Origin of the sequence: Kribbella antiqua (assembly GCF_004345665.1) — a bacterium.
GTDB lineage: Bacteria > Actinomycetota > Actinomycetes > Propionibacteriales > Kribbellaceae > Kribbella > Kribbella antiqua.
In genome coordinates this window covers 144,858-164,461 of record NZ_SLWR01000014.1, presented here as the reverse complement: position 1 = coordinate 164,461, position 19,604 = coordinate 144,858, and the positions used below count along the sequence as shown (strand labels likewise).

18 protein-coding genes are annotated in these 19,604 nt (G+C 67.1%); 10 read left to right on the top strand and 8 right to left on the bottom strand.

Translation table 11 applies throughout. The features are described 5' to 3' along the window. Positions 1-265 precede the first annotated feature (265 nt). Positions 266-982 (bottom strand): methyltransferase domain-containing protein, encoded by a 717-nt coding sequence (locus EV646_RS33500; RefSeq protein WP_132155834.1) that lies wholly within the window; start codon positions 980-982, stop codon positions 266-268. Positions 983-1,010: 28 nt separating this feature from the next. On the opposite strand from EV646_RS33500, the gene EV646_RS33495 reads away from it, so the two are divergent. Together EV646_RS33495 and EV646_RS39095 are read left to right on the top strand one after the other, a co-directional pair. Beyond that, positions 1,011-1,436: a helix-turn-helix domain-containing protein gene (locus EV646_RS33495; protein WP_132155832.1), complete on the top strand. Its 426-nt coding sequence runs from the start codon at positions 1,011-1,013 to the stop codon at positions 1,434-1,436. A gap of 135 nt (positions 1,437-1,571) precedes the next feature. Continuing rightward, positions 1,572-1,733 carry a hypothetical protein gene (locus tag EV646_RS39095; RefSeq protein WP_158291091.1) on the top strand — a complete coding sequence of 54 codons (162 nt, stop codon included), beginning with the start codon at positions 1,572-1,574 and terminating at the stop codon, positions 1,731-1,733. Between the two features lie 123 nt (positions 1,734-1,856). Here EV646_RS39095 and EV646_RS33490 read toward each other — a convergent pair whose 3' ends face one another. After that, the gene (locus EV646_RS33490) at positions 1,857-3,209 is read right to left on the bottom strand and encodes a cation:proton antiporter (protein ID WP_132155830.1); all 1,353 of its coding nucleotides are present in this window, start codon (positions 3,207-3,209) and stop codon (positions 1,857-1,859) included. Between the two features lie 205 nt (positions 3,210-3,414). Between EV646_RS33490 and cysC the strand changes: the two genes are divergently transcribed. Then, the gene (cysC, locus tag EV646_RS33485; protein ID WP_132155828.1) at positions 3,415-4,836 is read left to right on the top strand and encodes an adenylyl-sulfate kinase; all 1,422 of its coding nucleotides are present in this window, start codon (positions 3,415-3,417) and stop codon (positions 4,834-4,836) included. Here cysC and sat read toward each other — a convergent pair. The 5 genes from sat to EV646_RS33465 are packed head-to-tail and all read right to left on the bottom strand — an operon-like array spanning position 4,833 to position 10,363. After that, on the bottom strand, positions 4,833-6,005 hold the full coding sequence (sat, locus tag EV646_RS33480) for a sulfate adenylyltransferase (RefSeq protein WP_158291090.1): 1,173 nt from the start codon (positions 6,003-6,005) through the stop codon (positions 4,833-4,835). The two genes, cysC and sat, sit on opposite strands and share 4 nt — an antisense overlap. Next, positions 5,998-6,807: a hypothetical protein gene (locus tag EV646_RS39090; protein WP_158291089.1), complete on the bottom strand. Its 810-nt coding sequence runs from the start codon at positions 6,805-6,807 to the stop codon at positions 5,998-6,000. The genes sat and EV646_RS39090 overlap by 8 nt, the downstream gene beginning before the upstream one ends. Further along, on the bottom strand, positions 6,808-8,022 hold the full coding sequence (locus EV646_RS33475; protein ID WP_132155824.1) for a glycosyltransferase family 4 protein: 1,215 nt from the start codon (positions 8,020-8,022) through the stop codon (positions 6,808-6,810). Position 8,023: 1 nt separating this feature from the next. Beyond that, the gene (locus EV646_RS33470) at positions 8,024-8,692 is read right to left on the bottom strand and encodes a histidine phosphatase family protein (protein WP_132155822.1); all 669 of its coding nucleotides are present in this window, start codon (positions 8,690-8,692) and stop codon (positions 8,024-8,026) included. 21 nt (positions 8,693-8,713) lie between these two features. Beyond that, positions 8,714-10,363: a polysaccharide deacetylase family protein gene (locus tag EV646_RS33465; protein WP_158291088.1), complete on the bottom strand. Its 1,650-nt coding sequence runs from the start codon at positions 10,361-10,363 to the stop codon at positions 8,714-8,716. A gap of 206 nt (positions 10,364-10,569) precedes the next feature. Between EV646_RS33465 and EV646_RS33460 the strand changes: the two genes are divergently transcribed. From EV646_RS33460 to EV646_RS33430, 7 genes are read left to right on the top strand one after another with little or no spacing between them, the layout of a single operon-like run. Beyond that, the gene (locus EV646_RS33460; RefSeq protein ID WP_132155818.1) at positions 10,570-11,700 is read left to right on the top strand and encodes a Gfo/Idh/MocA family protein; all 1,131 of its coding nucleotides are present in this window, start codon (positions 10,570-10,572) and stop codon (positions 11,698-11,700) included. Then, positions 11,697-12,890, top strand: a complete 1,194-nt coding sequence (locus EV646_RS33455; protein WP_132155816.1) for a DegT/DnrJ/EryC1/StrS family aminotransferase — start codon at positions 11,697-11,699, stop codon at positions 12,888-12,890. The genes EV646_RS33460 and EV646_RS33455 overlap by 4 nt, the downstream gene beginning before the upstream one ends. After that, on the top strand, positions 12,880-13,569 hold the full coding sequence (locus tag EV646_RS40770; protein ID WP_132155814.1) for an acyltransferase: 690 nt from the start codon (positions 12,880-12,882) through the stop codon (positions 13,567-13,569). The genes EV646_RS33455 and EV646_RS40770 overlap by 11 nt, the downstream gene beginning before the upstream one ends. Beyond that, positions 13,566-14,237 (top strand): sugar transferase, encoded by a 672-nt coding sequence (locus EV646_RS33445; RefSeq protein ID WP_132155812.1) that lies wholly within the window; start codon positions 13,566-13,568, stop codon positions 14,235-14,237. The genes EV646_RS40770 and EV646_RS33445 overlap by 4 nt, the downstream gene beginning before the upstream one ends. Continuing rightward, entirely contained in the window at positions 14,234-15,859 is a 1,626-nt protein-coding gene (gene murJ / locus EV646_RS33440) for a murein biosynthesis integral membrane protein MurJ (protein ID WP_132155810.1), read from the top strand. The genes EV646_RS33445 and murJ overlap by 4 nt, the downstream gene beginning before the upstream one ends. Positions 15,860-15,869: 10 nt before the next feature. After that, on the top strand, positions 15,870-17,378 hold the full coding sequence (locus EV646_RS33435) for a hypothetical protein (RefSeq protein ID WP_132155808.1): 1,509 nt from the start codon (positions 15,870-15,872) through the stop codon (positions 17,376-17,378). Next, complete coding sequence (locus EV646_RS33430) at positions 17,375-18,826, top strand: hypothetical protein (protein WP_132155806.1); 1,452 nt, start codon at positions 17,375-17,377, stop codon at positions 18,824-18,826. Before EV646_RS33435 ends, EV646_RS33430 begins: the two co-directional genes overlap by 4 nt. A gap of 10 nt (positions 18,827-18,836) precedes the next feature. Here the strand turns inward: EV646_RS33430 and EV646_RS33425 are convergent, their stop codons facing one another. Further along, positions 18,837-19,505, bottom strand: a complete 669-nt coding sequence (locus tag EV646_RS33425) for a hypothetical protein (RefSeq protein ID WP_132155804.1) — start codon at positions 19,503-19,505, stop codon at positions 18,837-18,839. Positions 19,506-19,604: the final 99 nt, after the last annotated feature.

Genomic DNA, 19,604 nt, shown 5'->3' with positions numbered 1-19,604 from the left:
AGAGCTATGGATCCCAATGGACTATGACAGACACCGAGCGGGCCACTCCGACAGGCAGGTCAGAGAGAGCTCAAACGCGGTCTGACCTGCAGGAACATCGTCGTGAGAATCAGGCATGGCATGCAGAGGGTCAGGGGTTCGAGTCTCCTCAGCTCCACCGAGATTTCGCTGGGCAGAGGGCCTGCGGCCGGGCACATGAGTGGGCCAACAGCGGCACTGAGCGCACTACCCCGCCTCGCCACCGGCGGCTCCGCCGGCCGAGTGCTCAGCCCTCGGGCTCAGTCTCGGCGGTAATCGGCTCGACCAGGTCAGCCCTGAACAACGTGAGGAACAAAGGACCCCGGGCGTGGCCGGCGAAGCTCAGCACCATTGGCAACGTCGCTGGGTCGGTGAGGGCTGCGGTGTGGATTTCGAGGTGCACGTCGGTGAAACCTGCGTCCAGGAGTGACGCCCTGAACCGGCGGGCGGCGAACGGGCTGGGTTGGGCGTCGGCCTGCGCGTGCACGATCGCCCGGGTCACGAACGGGTTGTCTGACTCGACGGCGATCGTGTCCCAATCTTGGCCGATGAGCACGATCCGGCCGCCCGGCGCGAGAACTCGCCGCGCCTCCTGCAGGGCCCGCGCGGGGTCGGCCAGCTCGTGGAAGACCTTGTCCGCGCGGTACCCGGCAACCTCGGAGTCGCCGAGGGGAAGCCGGCAGGCGTCGCCGCGGCGGAATCGTGCCTGCGGCCATCGGTTCATCGCGGTGGTGATCATGCCTTGGCTGCTGTCGATGCCGAGGGCGTCGTGGCCCATGCACTGGAATTCACCGGCGGCACGGCCGGCTCCGCAGCCCACGTCGACAACCGCCGAGCCGGGTGCCAGCTGGAGCAGCTCGTACGAGCGCGCCCGCAGGGCGGTTGCACCGGGCAGGCGATCCGCACGATCCAAGAGCTCGATCAGGGAGGGTGAGGTATCGCCGGCTTGGTGGATATTGGACATGTGGCCCACGATCTGACTTCATGTCGACATGAAGTCAAACGGCGAGACGCTGCGCATTGGGGATCTGGCGAGCAGTTTCGGCCTCGCGCCGAACGTCCTGCCGCACTGGGAGGCGATGGGCCTACTTCGGCCCGCCAGGGTCGAGGGCAATCGGCGCGTGTACGGCGACGGCGACCGGTACCGGGTGGCGGTCATTCTGCGCGCCAAACAGGCCAGCTTCAGCCTGGATGACATCGGGGAGATGCTGGCCGCGACGAATCCAGCCACCCGGCGCAGCATCTTGCGGCGCCGCCGCTGTGATCTGGACCAACGCATCGCCCAACTGCAGGCCTCCCGCACGATGATCGACTGCGCGCTGACCTGTGATCACGACGACTTCACCCAGTGCGGCGAATTCCAGACGCAGATCGACGCGGCAGCCGGGCGCGCTCCGCTGACACGGCACTGGATCTGACGGAGCGGTGCGCGAATGTCTGAGGAACGCGAGGCCCTCAAATCCGTTTCCGCAATTCACGTGTGCACTCCCGTTGCGTCTGCTCCGTCGCTGCTCCGTGGGACGTTGACAGACGCCGACGGACGTCACGAATCGATGAGAACAAAACCGCTGGTCAGAGGGCAGATCGGGGTTGGTGGCCGATCTGCCCTCGGTTGTACCGGGAAGATCCTGGACATCTTCGAAGGCACCCAGCAAATCCAGCAACTCATCGTCGCCAGGCGACTCCTCGGGAAGACCTCAGCCGAGCTGAAGTAGTCTTGTCTGTAAGGGATTCCCGTGTCTTGCGCGGCACCTTCAGATCCTTGTTTCTAAGGGATCCTGCCACCGCAGCAGTGCTTTTAGAGCAGGCCAGGACCAGTATCGTGGTGGCTGGCTCGGCTAGGTTTTGGATCGAGCGGCGGCGTTTGTCGACGGCGCGTTGGGTGATGAGCTGTGAAGGTCCGCAGGGCCTTCACTTGAGAGCAATGGCCACCCTTTGCGCAAGACGAAGTCAAGCCAGAGACCGCACGCCTGGGAGGTCAGGACGGCGGTACAGACGAGCGTCGTGAAGAAGGGGGCATTGATGATACCGGCGTCGAAGGCGACGCTGCCGAGCACTATGCCCGGTCCGCCGCGCGCATTGCACGTGATGGCGAGATTGGCGATATCGAGGCCACGGAAGCCGGCCAGTCTGGCCGCCAGTCCAATCGACAGCAGGACGACCACGGACGACCCGACGAGGAAGGTGACCAGCATTGGCCCCGAGAACCCACGAGTGAAGTCGAGGCGGAATCCGACGATCGCGAAGTACAGCGGGATGAAGACAGCAGATGAGACCTGGATTGTAGAGTCCAAAGGCGCTCGCAGGCGGTGGTGTTCGGTGCGGCTCATGCCGCCCACGATCCCGAAACCGGCTAGAAACGCGGCGAATGCAAGGGTGACGTCAAGGTATGCCGCCGTAGCGACGTAGCCGAGGAGGACAACCATTATCCAGGCGATGGGCGCCTGGCTCGCTACGACATTCCATCGGGCTCGGCCGAGACGTCGCAGGACGGCCGGCGCCGCCGTCATCGCAAGAACGATATACACGATGTTTGTAGCAACATGGATAGAAACCGCCTCGGCCAGGGCCCCGCCAGCCGAGGCAACCGTGGCGGACGCGATGGCCGTCGCAAGGGCGAGCACCCCCCAAAGCACAATGTCTTCGAGAACGGCCCTACCGAGCATCAGGCTCGCGAATCTGGTGTGCAGAATACCGAGGTCGTAGAAGATCTTGCTGATCACGGGAATCGAGGTGACGGCAGCCGCAATGGCAATCACCAGCATGACTGCGGGTCTGCTGCCTGCCTCGCCGATGACAGCGTCCAACGGAAGGACCGCAGCGATGCCAAGCGCGAGAAAGAACGGGAGCGGGGTGCCCAGCCCGAGAAGCCAGGCCGTCGGCCTCCGGTTCTCCTTCGCCAATACATTGCGCACACTCGCGCCCGCGACGAACATCAGCATGAGGAGCCCCAGGTGATAAAGGAACCCCAGAACGGCTGTCGCTGGATCCTGGTCACCGTCACCAAAGAGGTCCGCGGTCACGCCGGGGGCCAACAGGCCTAGCAGAGATGGCCCCAGGAGTACACCGGCCAGTATCTCGCCGACTACTTTGGGCTGCCGCAGGCGGGCAGCGACCTGTCCCAGGAGGCTCGCGCCCCCGATGAGGAGTAGCAACCCGAGGACTAGAGGAGTCAACGTCTCGGTCGGCATACATCCTCCCCTGGCCTCAACGCATCGTCCCGGCCACGCGCCCGACCGCATGCGGCCGGACCACCACCCACGCCCCACCCATCGTCATGGATGCTTCGCCGTCGGGGATCCTCAAAATGACGTACGTGCGCCTCCGCGCTGGCCCGGGCGTCATCCTTCATGCACACTGGCCGCGTGGCGACATGCCATCCAGGTTGATGTCGAAATGGGAGCGCTGGTCGTCGTGCTGAACGACCGGACCGAGAGTGCCATCCGCGCGCAGTCCGCGGCGCAATCTGCGCCGGCGGTGATGTTGGACGATCGCGCGCTGGCCGACCTACGACTGGAACTGTCGGGTGTCGCGTTGCCGCTCAACGTGCTGGGCGATGCGACCACCGGAAGGTCGGTACCACCGACGGGGCGTGCGCGCGTCCGGCTCGGTGAAATCGATCGTGCCAAGGCGGCGGCAAACGGCGAGCTTGTCATCGTCGACGAGGAGTCGCGTCCGATCGCCGTTCTCGACGACCTGACCTACAATTTCGCCGCATCGGCGGACGAGGGAGTCGTCGAGGGATACGTTCAGTCTCTCGGATACGAGGTCGAGGAGGCACAACCCCGCATCCAGCGGTCCAGGATCGTCGTCGTCCCGGCGCGTCCGTTGACCACGGCCGATATCCGGGGAATCGAGATCGCGGCAAACGGTATGCACGCGGACGTGGTCGTGCTCGCGCCGATGGCGGGCGCGACCCCGGACGGGCTCCCCGCGCGCCTGCTGCGACGGTGTCTGGCGGAGATGCTTCCAGAGCGGTTCGCGCTGGTCGACGTGTCGCTGGCGCTGCGGGCGGATGCTTCAACCGATCGCGAGCTCGCAGCTGCCCTGGCCCGCTGGTCGAACGGTACCCATCTTTGGTTCGCGGCGGCCGCTCGGCATCAGCTGACCCAGGACACACTCGAAGGTATCGAGCTGCTCAACGGCGCCGACGACGCAACCTGGCAGCGCGCTCTCGACTCGTTGCTTTCAGCAACGGATGGGAGCCTTGACGAGCCCGCGCTTGCCGCTGCGGCGCCCGTGCTCAGCTCGTGGCGACCGCCACGAGCCCGCCGCGGCCTGGTGGTCTTCTTCACCGGCCTCTCCGGGTCAGGCAAGTCGACCCTCGCCCGCGGCCTGGTGCAGCACCTGCACGAGCAGACGACGCGGACGGTGACCTTGCTCGATGGTGACGGCGTACGCCGGATGCTGTCCGCGGGACTGGGTTTCGACCACGCCGGGCGCGACCTCAATGTACGACGGATCGGCTTCGTCGCCGCCGAAGTCGCGCGGCACGGCGGGATCGCGGTGTGCGCTCCGATCGCGCCGTATCTCGAGAGCCGTGCGGCCGTCCGGTCGATGGTCGAGGCCGTCGGCGACCTGGTGCTGGTGCACGTGTCCACACCTCTTGCGGAATGCGAGCGCCGGGATGTGAAGGGACTCTATCGGCGTGCCCGAGCAGGTTTGCTACCGCAGTTCACCGGCATCAGTGACAGGTACGACGAGCCACCCGACGCCGCTCTGCGGATCGACACGTCAACACTCGACGAAGCGGCCTGCCTGGCGTTGGTCGTTCGCCATCTCGAGGCCGGCGGCTGGATACCCGCGGCGAGCGCTTAGAACACCGAACGCCGCAGAATTGCTCCCACCGCCGCCGGGGTGAACCACTCGGGCAGTTCATCTCCGTCCTTGAGCCGGCGGCGTATCTCCGTGCCCGACACGATCACAGTTCGGGCGCCGGCAGGAACCTCGTCCTCGGGCAGGTACTTTCCGAGATCGTGCACGTACACCAGTTGCGGAACCGCTACCACACCCACGCCGAGTTCGGCCGCGTGGCTACGAACGAGCTCCTGTGCGTCGTACAGGCCGTAGAAGGGCCGGCCGGTGACGTCGGTGGGACCTGCGTGATCGCGACCGACGATGAAGTGCGTGATTCCGTAGTTCTTGCGGATGATCGCGTGCCACAGGGCTTCACGCGGTCCGGCCATGCGCATTGCCAGAGGCAACAATGACAGCATCACCCGCCCGTGTGGGTAGCTCGGAAGGACCGACTGGTAGCAGCGCACCCTTGTGGCCGCGTCGATGTCGCCCGGACGCGTGATGCCCACGATGGGGTGGATCAGCAGATTGGCGCCGGTCTCGTCAAGCGCGCGTAGAGTCACCTCTTGGTGCGCACGGTGCATGGGATTGCGTGTGTTGAACGCGACCACGCTCGTCCACCCGCGCCGCTCGAACTCGACCCGCAGGTCTCGCGGGGAATGCCTGAGCTGCTGGAAGTCGTCGTGGACCGGCGCTCGCAGGAGCTCCAGGCGGCCGGTGACGTACACCGGATGAGTGTGACGCAGCAGGTGATCCACGCCCGGGTGCGCAGGGTCGAGGGTGCCGAACACCCAGGCCGCCTCATCCCGCAGATCCGGCCTGTACACCTCCGTCACTTGGAGGACACCCAAAAGGGCTCCGTCGCGATCCCGCAATGCCAGTACCCCGTCCGGACCGAGCGTCGCCGGAATCTTCGCCGGTACGTCCAAAGTCACCGGCACCGGCCAGAGCGTGCCGTCGGCGAGTCGCATCGACGTGCACACCGCCAGGTAGTCCGTCCTGCCGAGAAACGTCCGCAATGGCGAGAAACCACCACCGGACAGCAGTTCCAGGTCACAGAGCTGGCGCGCGGTGAGTCGCCAGCTCGGCCACGCTGTGGCTCGAGCTCTCAGTTCCTCGCCCCGGTCGGCGTCGACCAGCAGGTTGGCCAAGACGCCACCGTGCGGCTCGGCACCGACTACCTCAGTCATCGCATCCCCCGTTTGCATCGGCGCGAAACTCCTCGTACGCCCGCCATGCACGCGCGCGGCGGGACGCGAGCTCGGGACGCAACCACTCCTGATGCAATGCCGCCTTGGATCGCTCCCGGTCAGCGGATGGCACCCACACATCCCGGCGCGGGTCTGTCGCTGCCTCTGGATCCCCCTTGTGGCTTGCTCTCCATTCGGAGATCGAAACGGTTCCGGACTCGAACCCGAGCAGCGCCGGCGACAGGCTCGGCCGCTCACGGATCAACTCCAGGCAGGTCCGTACGTTCACCTCCGTCGGCTCGAAGGGCACGAACGTCGTACCGAATCGTGCGTTGAGCCGCCGGACCACCGCACCGAAGTCCCGGGTAACATCGTCGAAGTCTGCAACCACCAGGTACGGCGTGTACGGCATGACGCGTTCGTAGTACCTGGCGTACCCCACGAGGGCGTCGGCGAGGGCCACCCATGGTTCGCGAACCAGCTGCGAGAGGATCGCCCCCTTCGGCTCGCGGATCAGGGCAAGAGCCGGCGTCCGTGCTTTGGCGGCGGCGATCAGCTGGGCTGGTGCATGCAGATGGTGAGCGACGCGCACCGGCCGCGGCTGGGCAATCTGGAATGCGTACACGGCGAACGTGCTCGCACATCTGGTGTAGCCGTCGATGACCAGTTCGGTCTCACAGCCGACGACCTCGGGGCTCGGTCCCGGGTACTTCCTCCGTGCGAGCGGCAAGTACAGCGCCGGATATTCGGCGATCCTGCTCCGTAGGACATACCTCAGGCGCCCGAGCGCCGATCCCGTCACCTACACCACTTCCCGGTCGAGCAGCCGCCGGTACACGTCGACGTACGCCGGCTGCTGGTGGTCCCACGCGATCGCTTGCTCCACTCGGAGCCGGCCGGCCTGGCCCATCGCCGCGCGGCGTTCTGGATTGTCGAGCAGCTCAGCGATAAGCCGTGCGAACTCCGCGTCATCCCCCGGGCGCGCGTAACAGGCGGCGGGTCCTGCGAGTGCTCTCGTCTCTTTCAGGTCGAAGGCCACGAAAGGAAGCGCGAAGGCCATGTACTCCATCCCCTTCACCGGCGAGACGATCTCCTCCAGGTTCGGCTCGAGGCCGACGTCCGCGGTGCACAGGTAGGTGAATGCCTCCTCCTCGTCCACCCAGCCGGGGAAGCTCACCCAGTCGCGAAGCCCCAGCTCGGCCGCGAGCATCTCGCTCGGTTCGCGAGCCTCACCCTCGCCTACGAACGCGAAGTGCGTGTCGTTCCTGCCGGCCCCGTGGACAAGTTCGTGAATGGCACGCAGCGCATGGTCGACGCGATCCTGCGGCCCCATCAGACCGAGCCAGCAGACGAGATGCCGGCGGCCGTGTCTCAGCTCCGGGCGAGGCTGCCGCCGGCCTGTGCGGGCCAGTGCGGGACCGTTCCCGACCACGGTGACCGTGCCAGGTGGCAGTTCCCCACGCCGGTATGCGACGTCGCGCAGCGAGTCGTTGACCGTGATCACGTGGTCCGCGCTGCGGTAGCTGACCCGTTCCAACCAGCGCAGCGTGCGGTGAACAGCTCCGCCGTCCCGCCCGTACCTGGCCGCGTAGAGCTCAGGCGCGAGGTCACGCTGGTCGAACACCAATGGCTTGCCCAACAGCTTGAGCGGCGCTCCGATCGTGAAGTAGATGTCGGGATTGCCGCATGCCTGGACGGCGTCGAAGCCCTCCGTGAGCAACACTCGCAGGGTCAGTCCGGCCGCCATCAACCACGAGTAGCCGTACTCACGGACGAAGCCGAGCTTCGAGGCGGCGTCTGCCGGCGCGGCGTACTCGTACAGCCGCACGCCCGCCAGCCCGTGGTTGCCGGGGTCGCGGCGACAGATCACCGAGACTGCGAATCCCTCCGCCACGAGGGCTTCCGCCTGCTTCCGCAGCCGGTGGTCACGCGCGAGGGCCACGTTTTCGACGAGAAAGAGGATGCGGGGTACGGCGTCGTACGGCGCTGAGCCGTTCCGGCGGTGCAGGTGGCCCATGTCAGTCGACGTCGCTGCCGGCAGGCAGGTCCGTCAGCCGGGTTCCGGCGGCGTCGATCTCGAAGCCGCACAACGATCCGCGCCCGACAGGGATCCGCCAGGACTCCGCGTCCACGCCATTGAGACGGGCGACGGCGAGGCGGATCATGACCGCGTGCGTGACCGCGGCGACTGTCTCGCCGAGGTGCCGGGAGCCGATCAGCTGCAGGGCACCGATCATGCGGTCCTGGGCGTCGCTCAGCCGTTCGCCGAGCGGACAGGCCGCGCGGCTGGGCGAGGTCCGGTACAGGCCGAATGCCACCGGGTCGTACATCATCGCCTCGTCGGCGGTCATGCCCTCCCAGGCCCCGTAGTCGACGTTGTTGAGCCCGTGCAGGATGCGCAGGTCCGGCACCCGTGCCTCGTCCGCGATGATCTGCGCAGTGGCAATCGTGCGCCGCAGCGGCCCGGTGTAGACGGCGGTCAGGCCGACCTTCGACAGCAAGCGGGCGGCGTCGACCGCGTCCTGATACCCCTGTGCGTCCAGTGGGATGTCACGTCGTCCGCGATAGCGGTTTTCGACGTTCATGGTGGTCGTGCCGTGCCGTACGACGTACAGCCTGCAAACACCGAGCGCCCGCTCAGTGATGGCGCTCGGCCTCAGTAGTTGCGTCGGGTAGCTCATGGTCATAAGGACCCTCCGCTTGGCAGCTCATGCAACGTTCATCACCTGACCGACCGTCCGCACACTTGTGTCCGGCGGTGGGCTGTCGCGGAGCCAGTCAAGGAATACATTGAAGGTGGTGTTCCGAACCGGCTTGTAAGACGCCATGCAGGAGTTGAAGTTGCTCTGGCCCTGGACGCAGATCTCGTGGAAGACCAGGACCACCCAGCCGCCCCCGTGACTTGCGGCAGCGGTGACGGGCGCCGTCAGGTCCGCGAGCTGCAGCTCGTTGGTAGCGGCCCGATACGCCGTCCGGATCGTGTACGCGTTGGCGGGCGGGATCGTCTCGGAGTAGGTCGGTCCGGTCTGAGTCGCACCACCGGCCCGCCGACCGGACTGGTACCCGCACGACTGCACTATGTTCTGCGCGTTCTGGTCGTAGGAGCCGAACGGATAGGCGAAGCTGACCGGGTTGTAGCCACGCTGGATCAACGTTTGCCGGTCGTCGCACACCTCGCGGACCTTCTGGTCGTTCGTGAGGTTGGAGCTGGTCAGGTCGACATGGTTCGCGGTGTGACCGCCGATCTCGTTTCCGGCGGCGTAGAGGTCGCTGACCTGCGGCCACGTGATGGTCTTGTTGCTCGACGAGATATAGAAGGTGCCGCGCATGCCGTGAGCCGTCAGCATCGGCAGCGTCTCGTACTGGCTGGCGTCGCCGTCGTCGAAGGTCAGTGAGACGACCGTCGGCCGCGGCGGCAGTGTCGGCTGCGCAGGCGCGCCTATCGCCTGGCGGACGGTTTGGACGGTCGTGCCCGCGGGCGCACCACCGGGCTGGCCGGCGTTCGCGAGCCAGTCGAGCAGCGCGCCGAACACGCTGTCGTCAATCGGTTTCGACGACGACATGCACGACGAATAGGTCGAGGCGCCGTTGTGGCAGACCTGGTTGAACACCAGCGGCACCCAGCCACCGCCATGGGTTGCGGCACCCGTTACCCAGCTCTGCAGCGTCGACAGCTGCAGAGGTGCCGTCGACGAGTTGTTCGGCGTCCGTACGGCGTAAGCGTCTTTGGGCGGAAGCGTCTCGCTATAGACCGGGCCGGTGGGGGACAGCCCGCCTGCAGCCCGCGCGGATCGATAACCACAGCTCTTCACAATGCTCTGAGCCGTGCTCGCGTCGGGGTAGGTATAGCGATACGCCCCCGCCGGGTAGGCGAAGGTCTGCGGGTCATAGCCACTGTCGGAGAGCCGTTGCCAGTCGCCACAGACCTGTTGCCGCTTGTAGGCGTAGTCCTGGGTCCAGTCGGTGAAGTACGTCTGGGTCAGATCCTTGTGATCGGTACCCATTCCACCGATCTCGTTGCCGTCGCGGTACAGGTCGTCCACCTGCCACCACGGCATGCAGCACGCGAACGACTTGTCGATCCAGCCGCTGGCCAAGTAGAACGTGGCGTTCATGGCGTGAGCTTGCAGGATCGGGCGCGCATAGGTGTATGCGCTCACGTGCGCGTCGTTGAACGTCAGCGAGACGACGGTCGCGGGGTCGGCCGCGTCCGCCTCGGGCGCCGCCTGAGGCCACGCCTGGAGCGCGAGAGCAACGAGGATCGTCCCCAGGAAAGCGCGCAGCAACGAGTTGCCTCTGTGCTCGAGTGATACCCGAGCAGCCCGGCCGACAGGTGCCGACACCTTTGATCGACGCACCGTGAACCCCCTCCACTGCAGCCGAGCGTATTTGGTGGGAGACGGGCCGGAAATCCGGTATTCGGCGTACACAGTGTCGTCCATATGCGGGTGCCGGATGCCGACCTCCGTAACAGACGGTAAAGAAGCGAGTCCAGGCCTGACGAGCCGGACAAGCGGTCGCTCACGCGGCTTGGGGGCGGGGGAATCGAGGCAGGGGGTCTGTGATGGGACTGGGCGCCGGCCTGCGGGTCGGAGTGGTCGGCTGCGGCTACTGGGGGTCCAAACATGTTCGAGTGTTGCACTCGATCGATGCAGTGGACCGGGTCGTCCTGGTCGACGGTCGCGAGGGCCGGCTGCACAGCGTAGGACACACTTTCCCGGCAAGCGCCTGTTTCACCACGCTGGAGCAGGCGCTGACCCATGTCGACGCGGTCATCCTCGCCACTCCGCCGACCACGCACGCACCACTGGCGACGCTCGCGCTCGAGGCCGGCAAACACGTTCTCGTGGAGAAACCGCTGACCACCAGGTCCGCCGACGCGCGCCACCTCATCGCCACGGCCGATGCGGCAGGGGTGACGCTGATGGTCGGCCACACCTTCGAATACAGCCCGGCAGTCTGGAAGCTGCGGGAGCTGATTCAGACCGGCGTGTTGGGCGACGTCTACTACATCAACACACAGCGGCTCAACCTCGGCTTGTACCAAGGCGACGTGAACGTGATCTTCGATCTCGCGCCGCACGACGTCTCGATCATCAACAACGTTCTCGGTCGGACTCCCGTGGCCGTGCAGGCCTGGGGCTGGAGGCACGTCGACGCGCGGTTCGAGGACGTGGCCTACCTGCGGCTGATCTACGCCGACTCCACCATGTCGTCGAACATCCACGTCAGCTGGCTTGATCCGTGCAAGGTCCGCCGGGTCACCGCGGTCGGCAGTCGGAAGATGGCGGTGTACGACGACCTGGCGTCGGAGGAACGAATCCGGATTCATGACAAGGGCGTTCTGTTCCCGGCCGAATACGGCAGTTCGGGTGACGAGAGCCTCACACTGCCACCGATGTCGTATCGCTACGGCGACATCGTGTCGCCGTTCCTGGCGTCCGACGAGCCACTCGCGGTCGAGGACGGCCACTTCGTCGAGTGCATCCTCAAGGGTGAGCGTCCACTCACGGACGGGACGAACGGCCTTGCCGTCGTCGAGGTGCTCGAGTGCGCACAGCTGTCGCTGCTCCTCGGGCGTCCCGTCAGCGTCGATGAGATCCGCAACGGCAAGGTGAAGGACACCTCCGGCACTAAGCACGGCAATGCCGGCCAGCCGGACCGCGAGCCGACGCTCGAGCCCGTGCCGCGATGACCGACGTCATCCCCTTCACCGACCTAGGGGCAATGACCGGCGAGGTCCGTGACGACGTTGAGGCGGCCTGGTCCGGCCTCCTGGACCGGAACGAGTTCATCGGCGGCGCCGCCGTCGAGCGCTTCGAGCAGGAGTGGGCCGCATACTGCCACACGAAGCACTCCGTCAGCGTTGCCAACGGCACCGATGCGCTGCGACTGACGCTGCAGGCGCTGGGCATCGGCCACGGTGACGATGTCGTCGTGCCGGCGAACACGTTCGTGGCAACCGTGGAGGCTGTCGTGCTGGCCGGCGCCGTCCCGCGCTTCGCCGACGTCAGCCCGGAGACGTTGCTGATCGGCGCGGACGACCTCGAGGCGGCGATCACGGGCCGGACGGCGGCGGTCATCGTCGTTCAGCTCTACGGGCAGATGGCGGACATGGACGCACTCGGCAAGGTGGCGAACCGGGCGGGCATCGCCGTCGTCGAGGACGCCGCCCAGGCGCATGGTGCGACCTGGCGTGATGGCCGAGCGGGATCGTTCGGCAGCGCCGGGTGTTTCAGCTTCTATCCCGCCAAGAATCTCGGCGCCTTCGGCGACGCCGGCGCGGTGGTGACCAATGACTCCGAACTCACGCGGCGGCTCGAGTGCTTGCGTGATCACGGCAGGGCGAGCTGGTCTCACCACCAGCATGTCGAGGTCGGCACGAACAGCCGACTCGACGCCCTGCAGGCCGCGGTCCTTTCGGCGAAGCTTCCGCACCTCGACAGGTGGACAGAGTCGCGCCGCGCACTGGTCGCGGAGTACCAGCGGCAGCTGGCGGACTCCGGGGTGCGTCTGGTGGGGGCCAGAGAAGAGGCCGGCCACGTCTACCACCTCGCGGTCGCCCGGGTTCCACGACGAGATGCAGTACGTGCCTGCCTCGACGAGCTTGGGATCAGGACCGGAATCCACTATCCGATCCCTTGCCACCGGCAGCCGCCGTACGAGCATTTCGCCACCGCACCGCTGCCTGTCGTCGAGCAGGCCGCCAACGAAGTGCTGTCTCTGCCGCTGTTTCCACAGCTGCAGACACGCCAGGTCGCCCGCGTCTCCGCTGCGCTGTGCGAACTCGTCCCAGGTGGTCGGTCGTCAGCGGATCTGGAGCTTGTCCGACGGCCGGCTGTGCATAGGAATCGGAAATCCAGGAGAGCCGCCTATGGCCAGTGACGCGCCGTTGATCGAGCCGCTCCATGCCGATGCAGGCGTCATCGTCGGATACCAGCCCGGCCGGCCTATCAAGGACAGTACCGAGCGGCTGGTGCTGGCGCCAGGCGCCCACCTGCGCAGCGGCACGGTCATCTACGGGGGCTCACACATCGGAGCTCGCTTCGAGACCGGGCACAACGTCGTCATCCGCGAGGAATGCGTCATCGGTGATGACGTGTGCGTTTGGAGCAACTCGGTCGTCGACTACGGCTGCCGCATCGGGGACGGAGTGAAGATCCATGCCAACTGTTACCTAGCTCAGTTCACGGAGATCAGCGCCGGCGCATTCCTCGCGCCAGGCGTCACCGTGGCCAACGACCTCTATCCCGGTGATCCGGCGTCCGCCCGGCTGATGTCCGGACCGTCGATCGGACCCGGTGCCCGGATCGGTGTCAACGTGACGTTGCTGCCCTACGTCCGGATCGGGGCGGAGGCGCTGGTCGGCGCCGGAGCCGTCGTCACCAGGGATGTGCCGGACGGCTGCGTTGCCTACGGCAACCCCGCCATGGTGCACGGCCGGATCGAGGACCTCGTCGAGATCAGCCGGCGCGTCGAGGCTGTGCCTGGCGACGGGCACCGGCTCCGAATGGCACACCGCAGGGCGGCCGGATCGGTGCGAACCGAGCGGGAATCGCCATGACGGGCATCGCCCGGCCGAGCGCGCGCGTCCGGACCCGCCCGGTCGTGGGTCGCAGGGTCGCGAAGCGGGTTCTCGACCTGGTTGTGGCCGTCGCGTGCCTCACGCTTGCGGGACCGGCGATGCTGGTGATCGCCACGATCGTCCGGGCGACCACACCGGGCCCGGCGCTGTTCCGGCAAATTCGCCTAGGGCGCGACCACCGGCCGTTCCTGATGTACAAGTTCCGGACCATGTATGACCACTGTCCGGACGACATCCATCGGCACTACATGCAGCGGCTGCTGTCGGACAACCCAGAGGTCGGTGGCGAGTCCGGCCTCTACAAGCTGGAAGCCGACCCGCGGATCACCCGGGTCGGCCGGTTCCTACGCCGGACCAGCCTTGACGAGCTGCCCCAGCTAGTTAACGTGCTGAGGGGTGAGATGTCCCTCGTCGGGCCGCGCCCGATGCTGCCGTGGGAGGCCGACCTCTGTGGTCCGCCGTGCCGTGACCGCTTTCTCGCCGTACCGGGCCTGACCGGGCTTGCACAGACCAGCGGCCGCAACCGGCTCACCATGCGCCAGACGCTCGAGCTCGATCTGGAGTACGTCGAACGGCAGAGTTTGATGTTCGACCTGCTGATCCTGCTCCGAACCGTGCCAGCCGTCCTGGCGAGAAACGGCCTGTGACGACGGTGGCCGGCGTCCGGGAGCATAGTTCGGCCGCCGACGCAGTCGGCGATTCGATCACGGTCGCCGCATGGACCGTACTGAGCCGGGTCACCGGCGTCGTCAAGATCATGGCGATCGGCGCCGTACTTGGGCCAACCTTCCTCGGCAACACGTTCCAGTTCACCAACGCCCTGCCCAACCTCGTGTACTACGGACTGCTTGCGGGCTCCCTGTTCACCTCGCTGCTCGTCCCGGCGCTCGTCAGGCACATCGATGCCGACGACCGCGCGGCGTCGGAGCGGGTCGCCGGCGGTTTCTTCGGCCTCACGGTGCTCGGACTCGCGGTCGCGACGCCGCTTGTGATCTGGCTGGCGCCGCTCCTGTTGCGCGTGGCGTCACCCGGCGGCACTGGCGAGGTGGGTGCCGATCAGGAGCGGGTGGGCCGATGGCTGATCGTGATGTTCATGCCCCAGGTCTTCTGTTACGCCGTCATCGGCACGGCGAGCGCGATCATGCACGCGCGGCGCCGATTCGCCCTCGCGGCGGCGGCGCCCGCGCTCGAGAATGTCGGCATGATCGCCGTGCTGGCTCTGGCCGCGGTCACATACGGCACCGGCGCGACCCTGGACGATCTTCCGCGAGGCGAGCTGCTCTTGCTCGGCCTCGGCACCACCGGGGCGGTGGTACTGCATGCCGGCGTTCAGTGGTGGGGTGCCAGGCGTGCTGGGGTCACACTGCTGCCGCGGAGCGGTTGGAACGACCCCGAGGTGCGGGCGCTCCTGCGCAGAGCGCTCTCGTCGCTCGGGCAGGCGGTTCTGATGGCCATGCAGGTACTGACGATGCTCGCGCTTGCGAACCGGGTGCCCGGCGGCGTCATCGCATTCGGTGTCGCACTCAATTTCTACTATCTGGCCATAGCACTCGGAGTCACCCCGACGGCGCTCGCGGTGCTGCCCCGGTTGGCTCGGATGTACAACGCCGGCCAAGCCATGCTCTACCGGGACACACTGCTACGCGGGTACGCGTTCGCACTGTTCTTGACCATTCCCGCCGCGGTCGGCTACCTCACCTTGGCCAAGCCCCTCGCGGAGTTGCTCTCCTTCGGCCGCATGGACTCGGCCACTGGCCCCGCGATGGTCGCCGTCGCCCTCGCTGCTCTCGCGCCCGCCGTGATCGGTCAGACCGCCTTCACGATCTCGTCGTACGCGTGCTATGCCCGCGAGAACACCCGGTCCCCGCTGGTGGCCATGCTGGTGCAGGCCGTCACCTGCTTCGCCCTGCTGGGATTGGCGGGGTCGGTGGGCGGTACGGCGGTCCTGTTCATGATCGGTCTGGCGTTCTCGACCGCAGTCGCGGTCGCAGCCGGCCTACTCAGCCGGTCTGCCGAGCGGTGGGGTCGACGCGGAACCGAGCGGCTCGTCCCGTCGTTGCTGCGGATCTGCGCGGGCGCGGCATTGATGGCGGGCCCCGCCTGGCTCACTGCCCGGGTGATCCCGACCGCCGGACTGGCGGTGGTCGCGGCGGCGGTCGTGGGTGGCGCGACCTACCTTGCGGTGCAAGCGATGTGGCGCGCGCCGGAGCTTTCGTCCGGCATCCGCGGTCTCGCCCGACTCCGCGGCAAGCTGGCCGGTTCTGGTTGAGGAGCCGCCGATGGCGATGACCGAGCTCGGCGGTCGGATGGATCGGCCCGCCCTGCCCCGGCGACACGACGGGCTGCCCCCGCGTGCTGTCGTCCTTGGCGGTCTGGTGGTCGCGGGCGGAGGCGGCTGGCTGGCGGCCGAATCACCGGCAATCGCGCTCGGTGGCACGGCCGTGCTGCTTCTGGCTGCCTGTGTCTGGGCCCGACCGGCACTCGCCGCATACCTCGTCGTCGGCGTCACCCCGCTGGTCGCCGGCATCGACCGTGGCACCGCGATCCCGGTGCTCAGGCCGAACGAAGCGCTGTACTTCGTCCTTGCCGCCACCCTGGTAACGCGAGCGATAGTCCTGATGCGCACTGGGCATGAGCTGAGGGTCCGGCTGACGGCCGTCGCGTGGGCGTTGCTGCTGATGTCCGTTGCCAACTCGGTCATACCGTTGCTCTGGATGCTCCTGCGGCATCGCACACCGAGCCAGGACGACTACCTGTACGCCCTCGTGCTGTGGAAGTTCGTGGCGGTTTACGCCATCGTGCGAGCGAGCGTCACCACGGATCGGCAGATAAGACGCTGCTTGTGGATCTCGGTCTGCACGGCGGGCGTCGTCGCGGTCATCGGCATCCTGCAGGCACTCGACCTGCTGGGCGTGCGTAGCCTGCTAGCGATGTACTACGCGCCGTTCGGGTACGTCGGCGCCCTGTCCAAGCCTCGCGGTGGCTCGACATTGGCACTCCCAGCCGCAGCCGCAGATCTGATGATGTTCAACCTCGCGATCGTGGCCTGCTTCTGGATGCAGGGCCGTCGGCGCGCACTGCTTGCGCCCGCCGCGGTCCTGCTCATCTTCGGCTGTCTCGCGTCCGGAGAGTTCTCGAGTTTCTTCGGTTTGCTGGTCGCTGTCGTCGCGGTCGCCATCGTCGGCCGGTCGTGGAATATCCCGCTGATGTCTGCACCGGCGGGCATTGCCGGGTTCCTCGTGCTGTGGCCGGTGGTCGCCGAGCGGCTCAGCGGCTTCCAGTCCGTGCATGGTCTTCCAGCGAGCTGGATCGGCCGGCTGCGCAACCTGAGCAGCTACTTCCTGCCAGAACTCTTCTCCGACTGGAACTTCCTGCTCGGGGTGCGGCCGGGGGCAAGGGTTCCGGTGGCCATTCAGGCGACCGGATATGTCTGGATCGAGAGCGGATACATCTGGCTGCTCTGGGGCGGCGGGATCCCATTGCTCGCCGCCTATCTGTTCTTCGTCCGCGCGAGCCTGCGCCAAGGCTGGCGGGCAGCACGGTTCGGGCAGGGGGCCGGCAGCATCGCCGGTGCCGTGTCTGTCGTCGCCGTCGCGGTCTGTGCCGTGCTGATGATCTTCGATCCGCATGTCACGTACCGGGGATCGGCTGACCTGCTCTTCGCTCTGCTCGCGTTGACGCGCTGTCACCGAGGTGAGACCTTCGAAGGGAGTGGGGACGGCGAGTCCCTGCCATTGGCGACGACGCGGGCATCCGCGTGCACTCGAGGCGGCGGGGAGCTGGGATGAGTACCACGCCACCGGAGCGGAGTGGTGGACGAGCTCCGGCTGCGTACGCGACCGTGCTCCGGAGGTATGCGCTCCTCGTTCTCGCGTTCACTCTGGCGGCCGTCGGCACGGCGTACGGGATCACGCGCACCCAACCGCCGGAGTACACGTCCGTCGAGACCGTCGTCGTCGAGCCGCGCGCGGTTCCGAAAGGCGCCGCGCCGCAGGCGCCCGACATGGGGACCGAGCGGGAGATCGCGACGTCGGGAAGCGTCGCGGCGCTGGCCGCCAAGGCGCTCCGTGCGCCGCTGGCCGACCTCACGCAGGGCCTGTCGGTCAAGGTGCCGGTCGACACGCACGTGCTCCGGTTCGCGTACACCTCCTCGAACCCACAGGAGGCGAGGTGGCGTGCCAGTGCGTTCGCCAACGCGTACATCAAGTACCGGTCCGGACAGGCAAAGCCCGACGAGAGCAGCCCTAAAGCGACGGTGATCACCCCTGCGAGCCTGCCGGACACGCCGTCCGGGCCGAACTACCCGCTGAACCTGGGTGTCGCCCTTCTGGTCGGCCTTGTGCTCGGCGTCGTGACCGCCGTCGTCCGCGATCGTTTCGACGACCGGCTCCGCGGTGCGCGCGACCTCGAGCTGCAGACTCGTGCCCCCACTCTCGCGTCCGTACCCTCGACCTGGAGACTGCCGTCCGGCCCCAGTGCCCCACTGGCGATCCTGCGGGCTCCGCAGTCCGCAACGTCCGAGGCCTTCCGCTACCTCCGAACGAAGGTTCTACACGTCGCGTCGACACGCGATGCTCAGACTCTCGTGCTCACCAGCGCCGTCGGACACCACGGCCGAGCTGTCTGTGCCGCGAACCTGGCGGCGGCTCTGGCGCTCTCCGGAAAGCGGGTCATCCTGGTCTGTGCCGACTCACACCAGAGGGAACTCGCCCGACTCTTGAGCGTGGACAACAGCATCGGTCTCGTGGACGTCGCGAGCTGGCATGCACCGCTCGACAGGGCGCTGCTCGGCACTGGAATCGATAGGCTTCAGGCGGTTCCTCCTGGACTGGCAGCGCCTCCGGGCTACGTACTCGCCGACACGATGCGCGCGATCCTTCCGACGCTGTGCCGCGACGCGGATCTTGTCCTGGTCGACGCGCCACCGGTGCTGTCCTCAGCCGACACCGCGGCCATTGTCGCGTTCACCGACATGACACTGCTGGTCGCTCACACTCGCCACTCGTCGCGCAGCGCTGTCCGGACCGCCAGCGTGGAGATCGAACAGGCGGGCGGTCGGTTGATCGGGTCGGTACTCATCGCCGACCAGCGGATGCCGCTCCGCTGGGTGACGCCGCCCAGAGGCCTTTTCATCGGGGTCCCGGGCAACCAGCGGTCGAGGCCGGGAGAAGCGACCGGACCCGGACCGGGAGACGGCGGGATCCCGGTCACGCCGGCCGACAGCGGCCACCGATGATCTCCGACGGCTATCGTGGCGGTGCCGGGAGGTCGAGTTGCAGTACGACTACTGCCTTCTGAGCCGAGATCCGGGAGCGGACGGACAGCCGCGGCGGGTCACCGACGGCGCACAGTTGTTCGGCGAGTCGCGGGCAGAAGGCATTCAGCAGAACTGCTCCGGTCACCCGGATCGTGGTGGGGAGCGTGGGGTCTGCCGAAGCGGTCAGCGGCGCGACGACCGCTAGCGCGCGCCGTCCTCTGGACGGTTTGCTCCGGACCGTGGCACCCGTCAGCCGGTACCGCAACTCCAGGCGGGTGACCAGCCCGTACATCGGCAGGTCGATCGCCCCGCGAACTTCGCTGGGCGCCAGGACCAGGGGGCGACCGTCCGCTACGCCGCGAAGAGAGATTGCGGAGGGCTCGCTTGGAGGCGGTGCTCGTAGGGCGCTCCGGACCGGAGGCAAGTTCAGCGAGACGTGGTCGACGGCACTGCGCAGCTTGACAGTCTCGATGATGTCCATCGCGCCATCCGCCCGCACTGCCGCCGTCAACCAGATCCCCACAGTAGCCGGGCCAGTTCCGGACGGGCGGACGCTGGCGGGGGGCGGCACCACGGCGGGCGTCTCGATACAGGCGGCGAGCACGACGATACCCAAAGCGAAGAGCAGCTTCCTCGAGAGGGATCTGGACAACGTCACCAGGCTCCTCGACCCCGGCGGCCTTCGGGCCGCTTTTCGTTCTACGCCGCCGATGGGCTCACGATACACCGCGGAATAGCGACGCGGAGCAATTCTTTC

Coding starts and splice junctions, on each gene's coding strand:
- EV646_RS33500 (WP_132155834.1), bottom strand. CDS start 982: ATGTCCAATATCCACCAAGCCGGCGATACCTCACCCTCCCTGATCGAG.
- EV646_RS33495 (WP_132155832.1), top strand. CDS start 1,011: ATGAAGTCAAACGGCGAGACGCTGCGCATTGGGGATCTGGCGAGCAGT.
- EV646_RS39095 (WP_158291091.1), top strand. CDS start 1,572: ATGAGAACAAAACCGCTGGTCAGAGGGCAGATCGGGGTTGGTGGCCGA.
- EV646_RS33490 (WP_132155830.1), bottom strand. CDS start 3,209: ATGCCGACCGAGACGTTGACTCCTCTAGTCCTCGGGTTGCTACTCCTC.
- cysC (WP_132155828.1), top strand. CDS start 3,415: ATGGGAGCGCTGGTCGTCGTGCTGAACGACCGGACCGAGAGTGCCATC.
- sat (WP_158291090.1), bottom strand. CDS start 6,005: ATGACTGAGGTAGTCGGTGCCGAGCCGCACGGTGGCGTCTTGGCCAAC.
- EV646_RS33475 (WP_132155824.1), bottom strand. CDS start 8,022: ATGGGCCACCTGCACCGCCGGAACGGCTCAGCGCCGTACGACGCCGTA.
- EV646_RS33470 (WP_132155822.1), bottom strand. CDS start 8,692: ATGACCATGAGCTACCCGACGCAACTACTGAGGCCGAGCGCCATCACT.
- EV646_RS33460 (WP_132155818.1), top strand. CDS start 10,570: ATGGGACTGGGCGCCGGCCTGCGGGTCGGAGTGGTCGGCTGCGGCTAC.
- EV646_RS33455 (WP_132155816.1), top strand. CDS start 11,697: ATGACCGACGTCATCCCCTTCACCGACCTAGGGGCAATGACCGGCGAG.
- EV646_RS40770 (WP_132155814.1), top strand. CDS start 12,880: ATGGCCAGTGACGCGCCGTTGATCGAGCCGCTCCATGCCGATGCAGGC.
- EV646_RS33445 (WP_132155812.1), top strand. CDS start 13,566: ATGACGGGCATCGCCCGGCCGAGCGCGCGCGTCCGGACCCGCCCGGTC.
- EV646_RS33435 (WP_132155808.1), top strand. CDS start 15,870: ATGGCGATGACCGAGCTCGGCGGTCGGATGGATCGGCCCGCCCTGCCC.
- EV646_RS33430 (WP_132155806.1), top strand. CDS start 17,375: ATGAGTACCACGCCACCGGAGCGGAGTGGTGGACGAGCTCCGGCTGCG.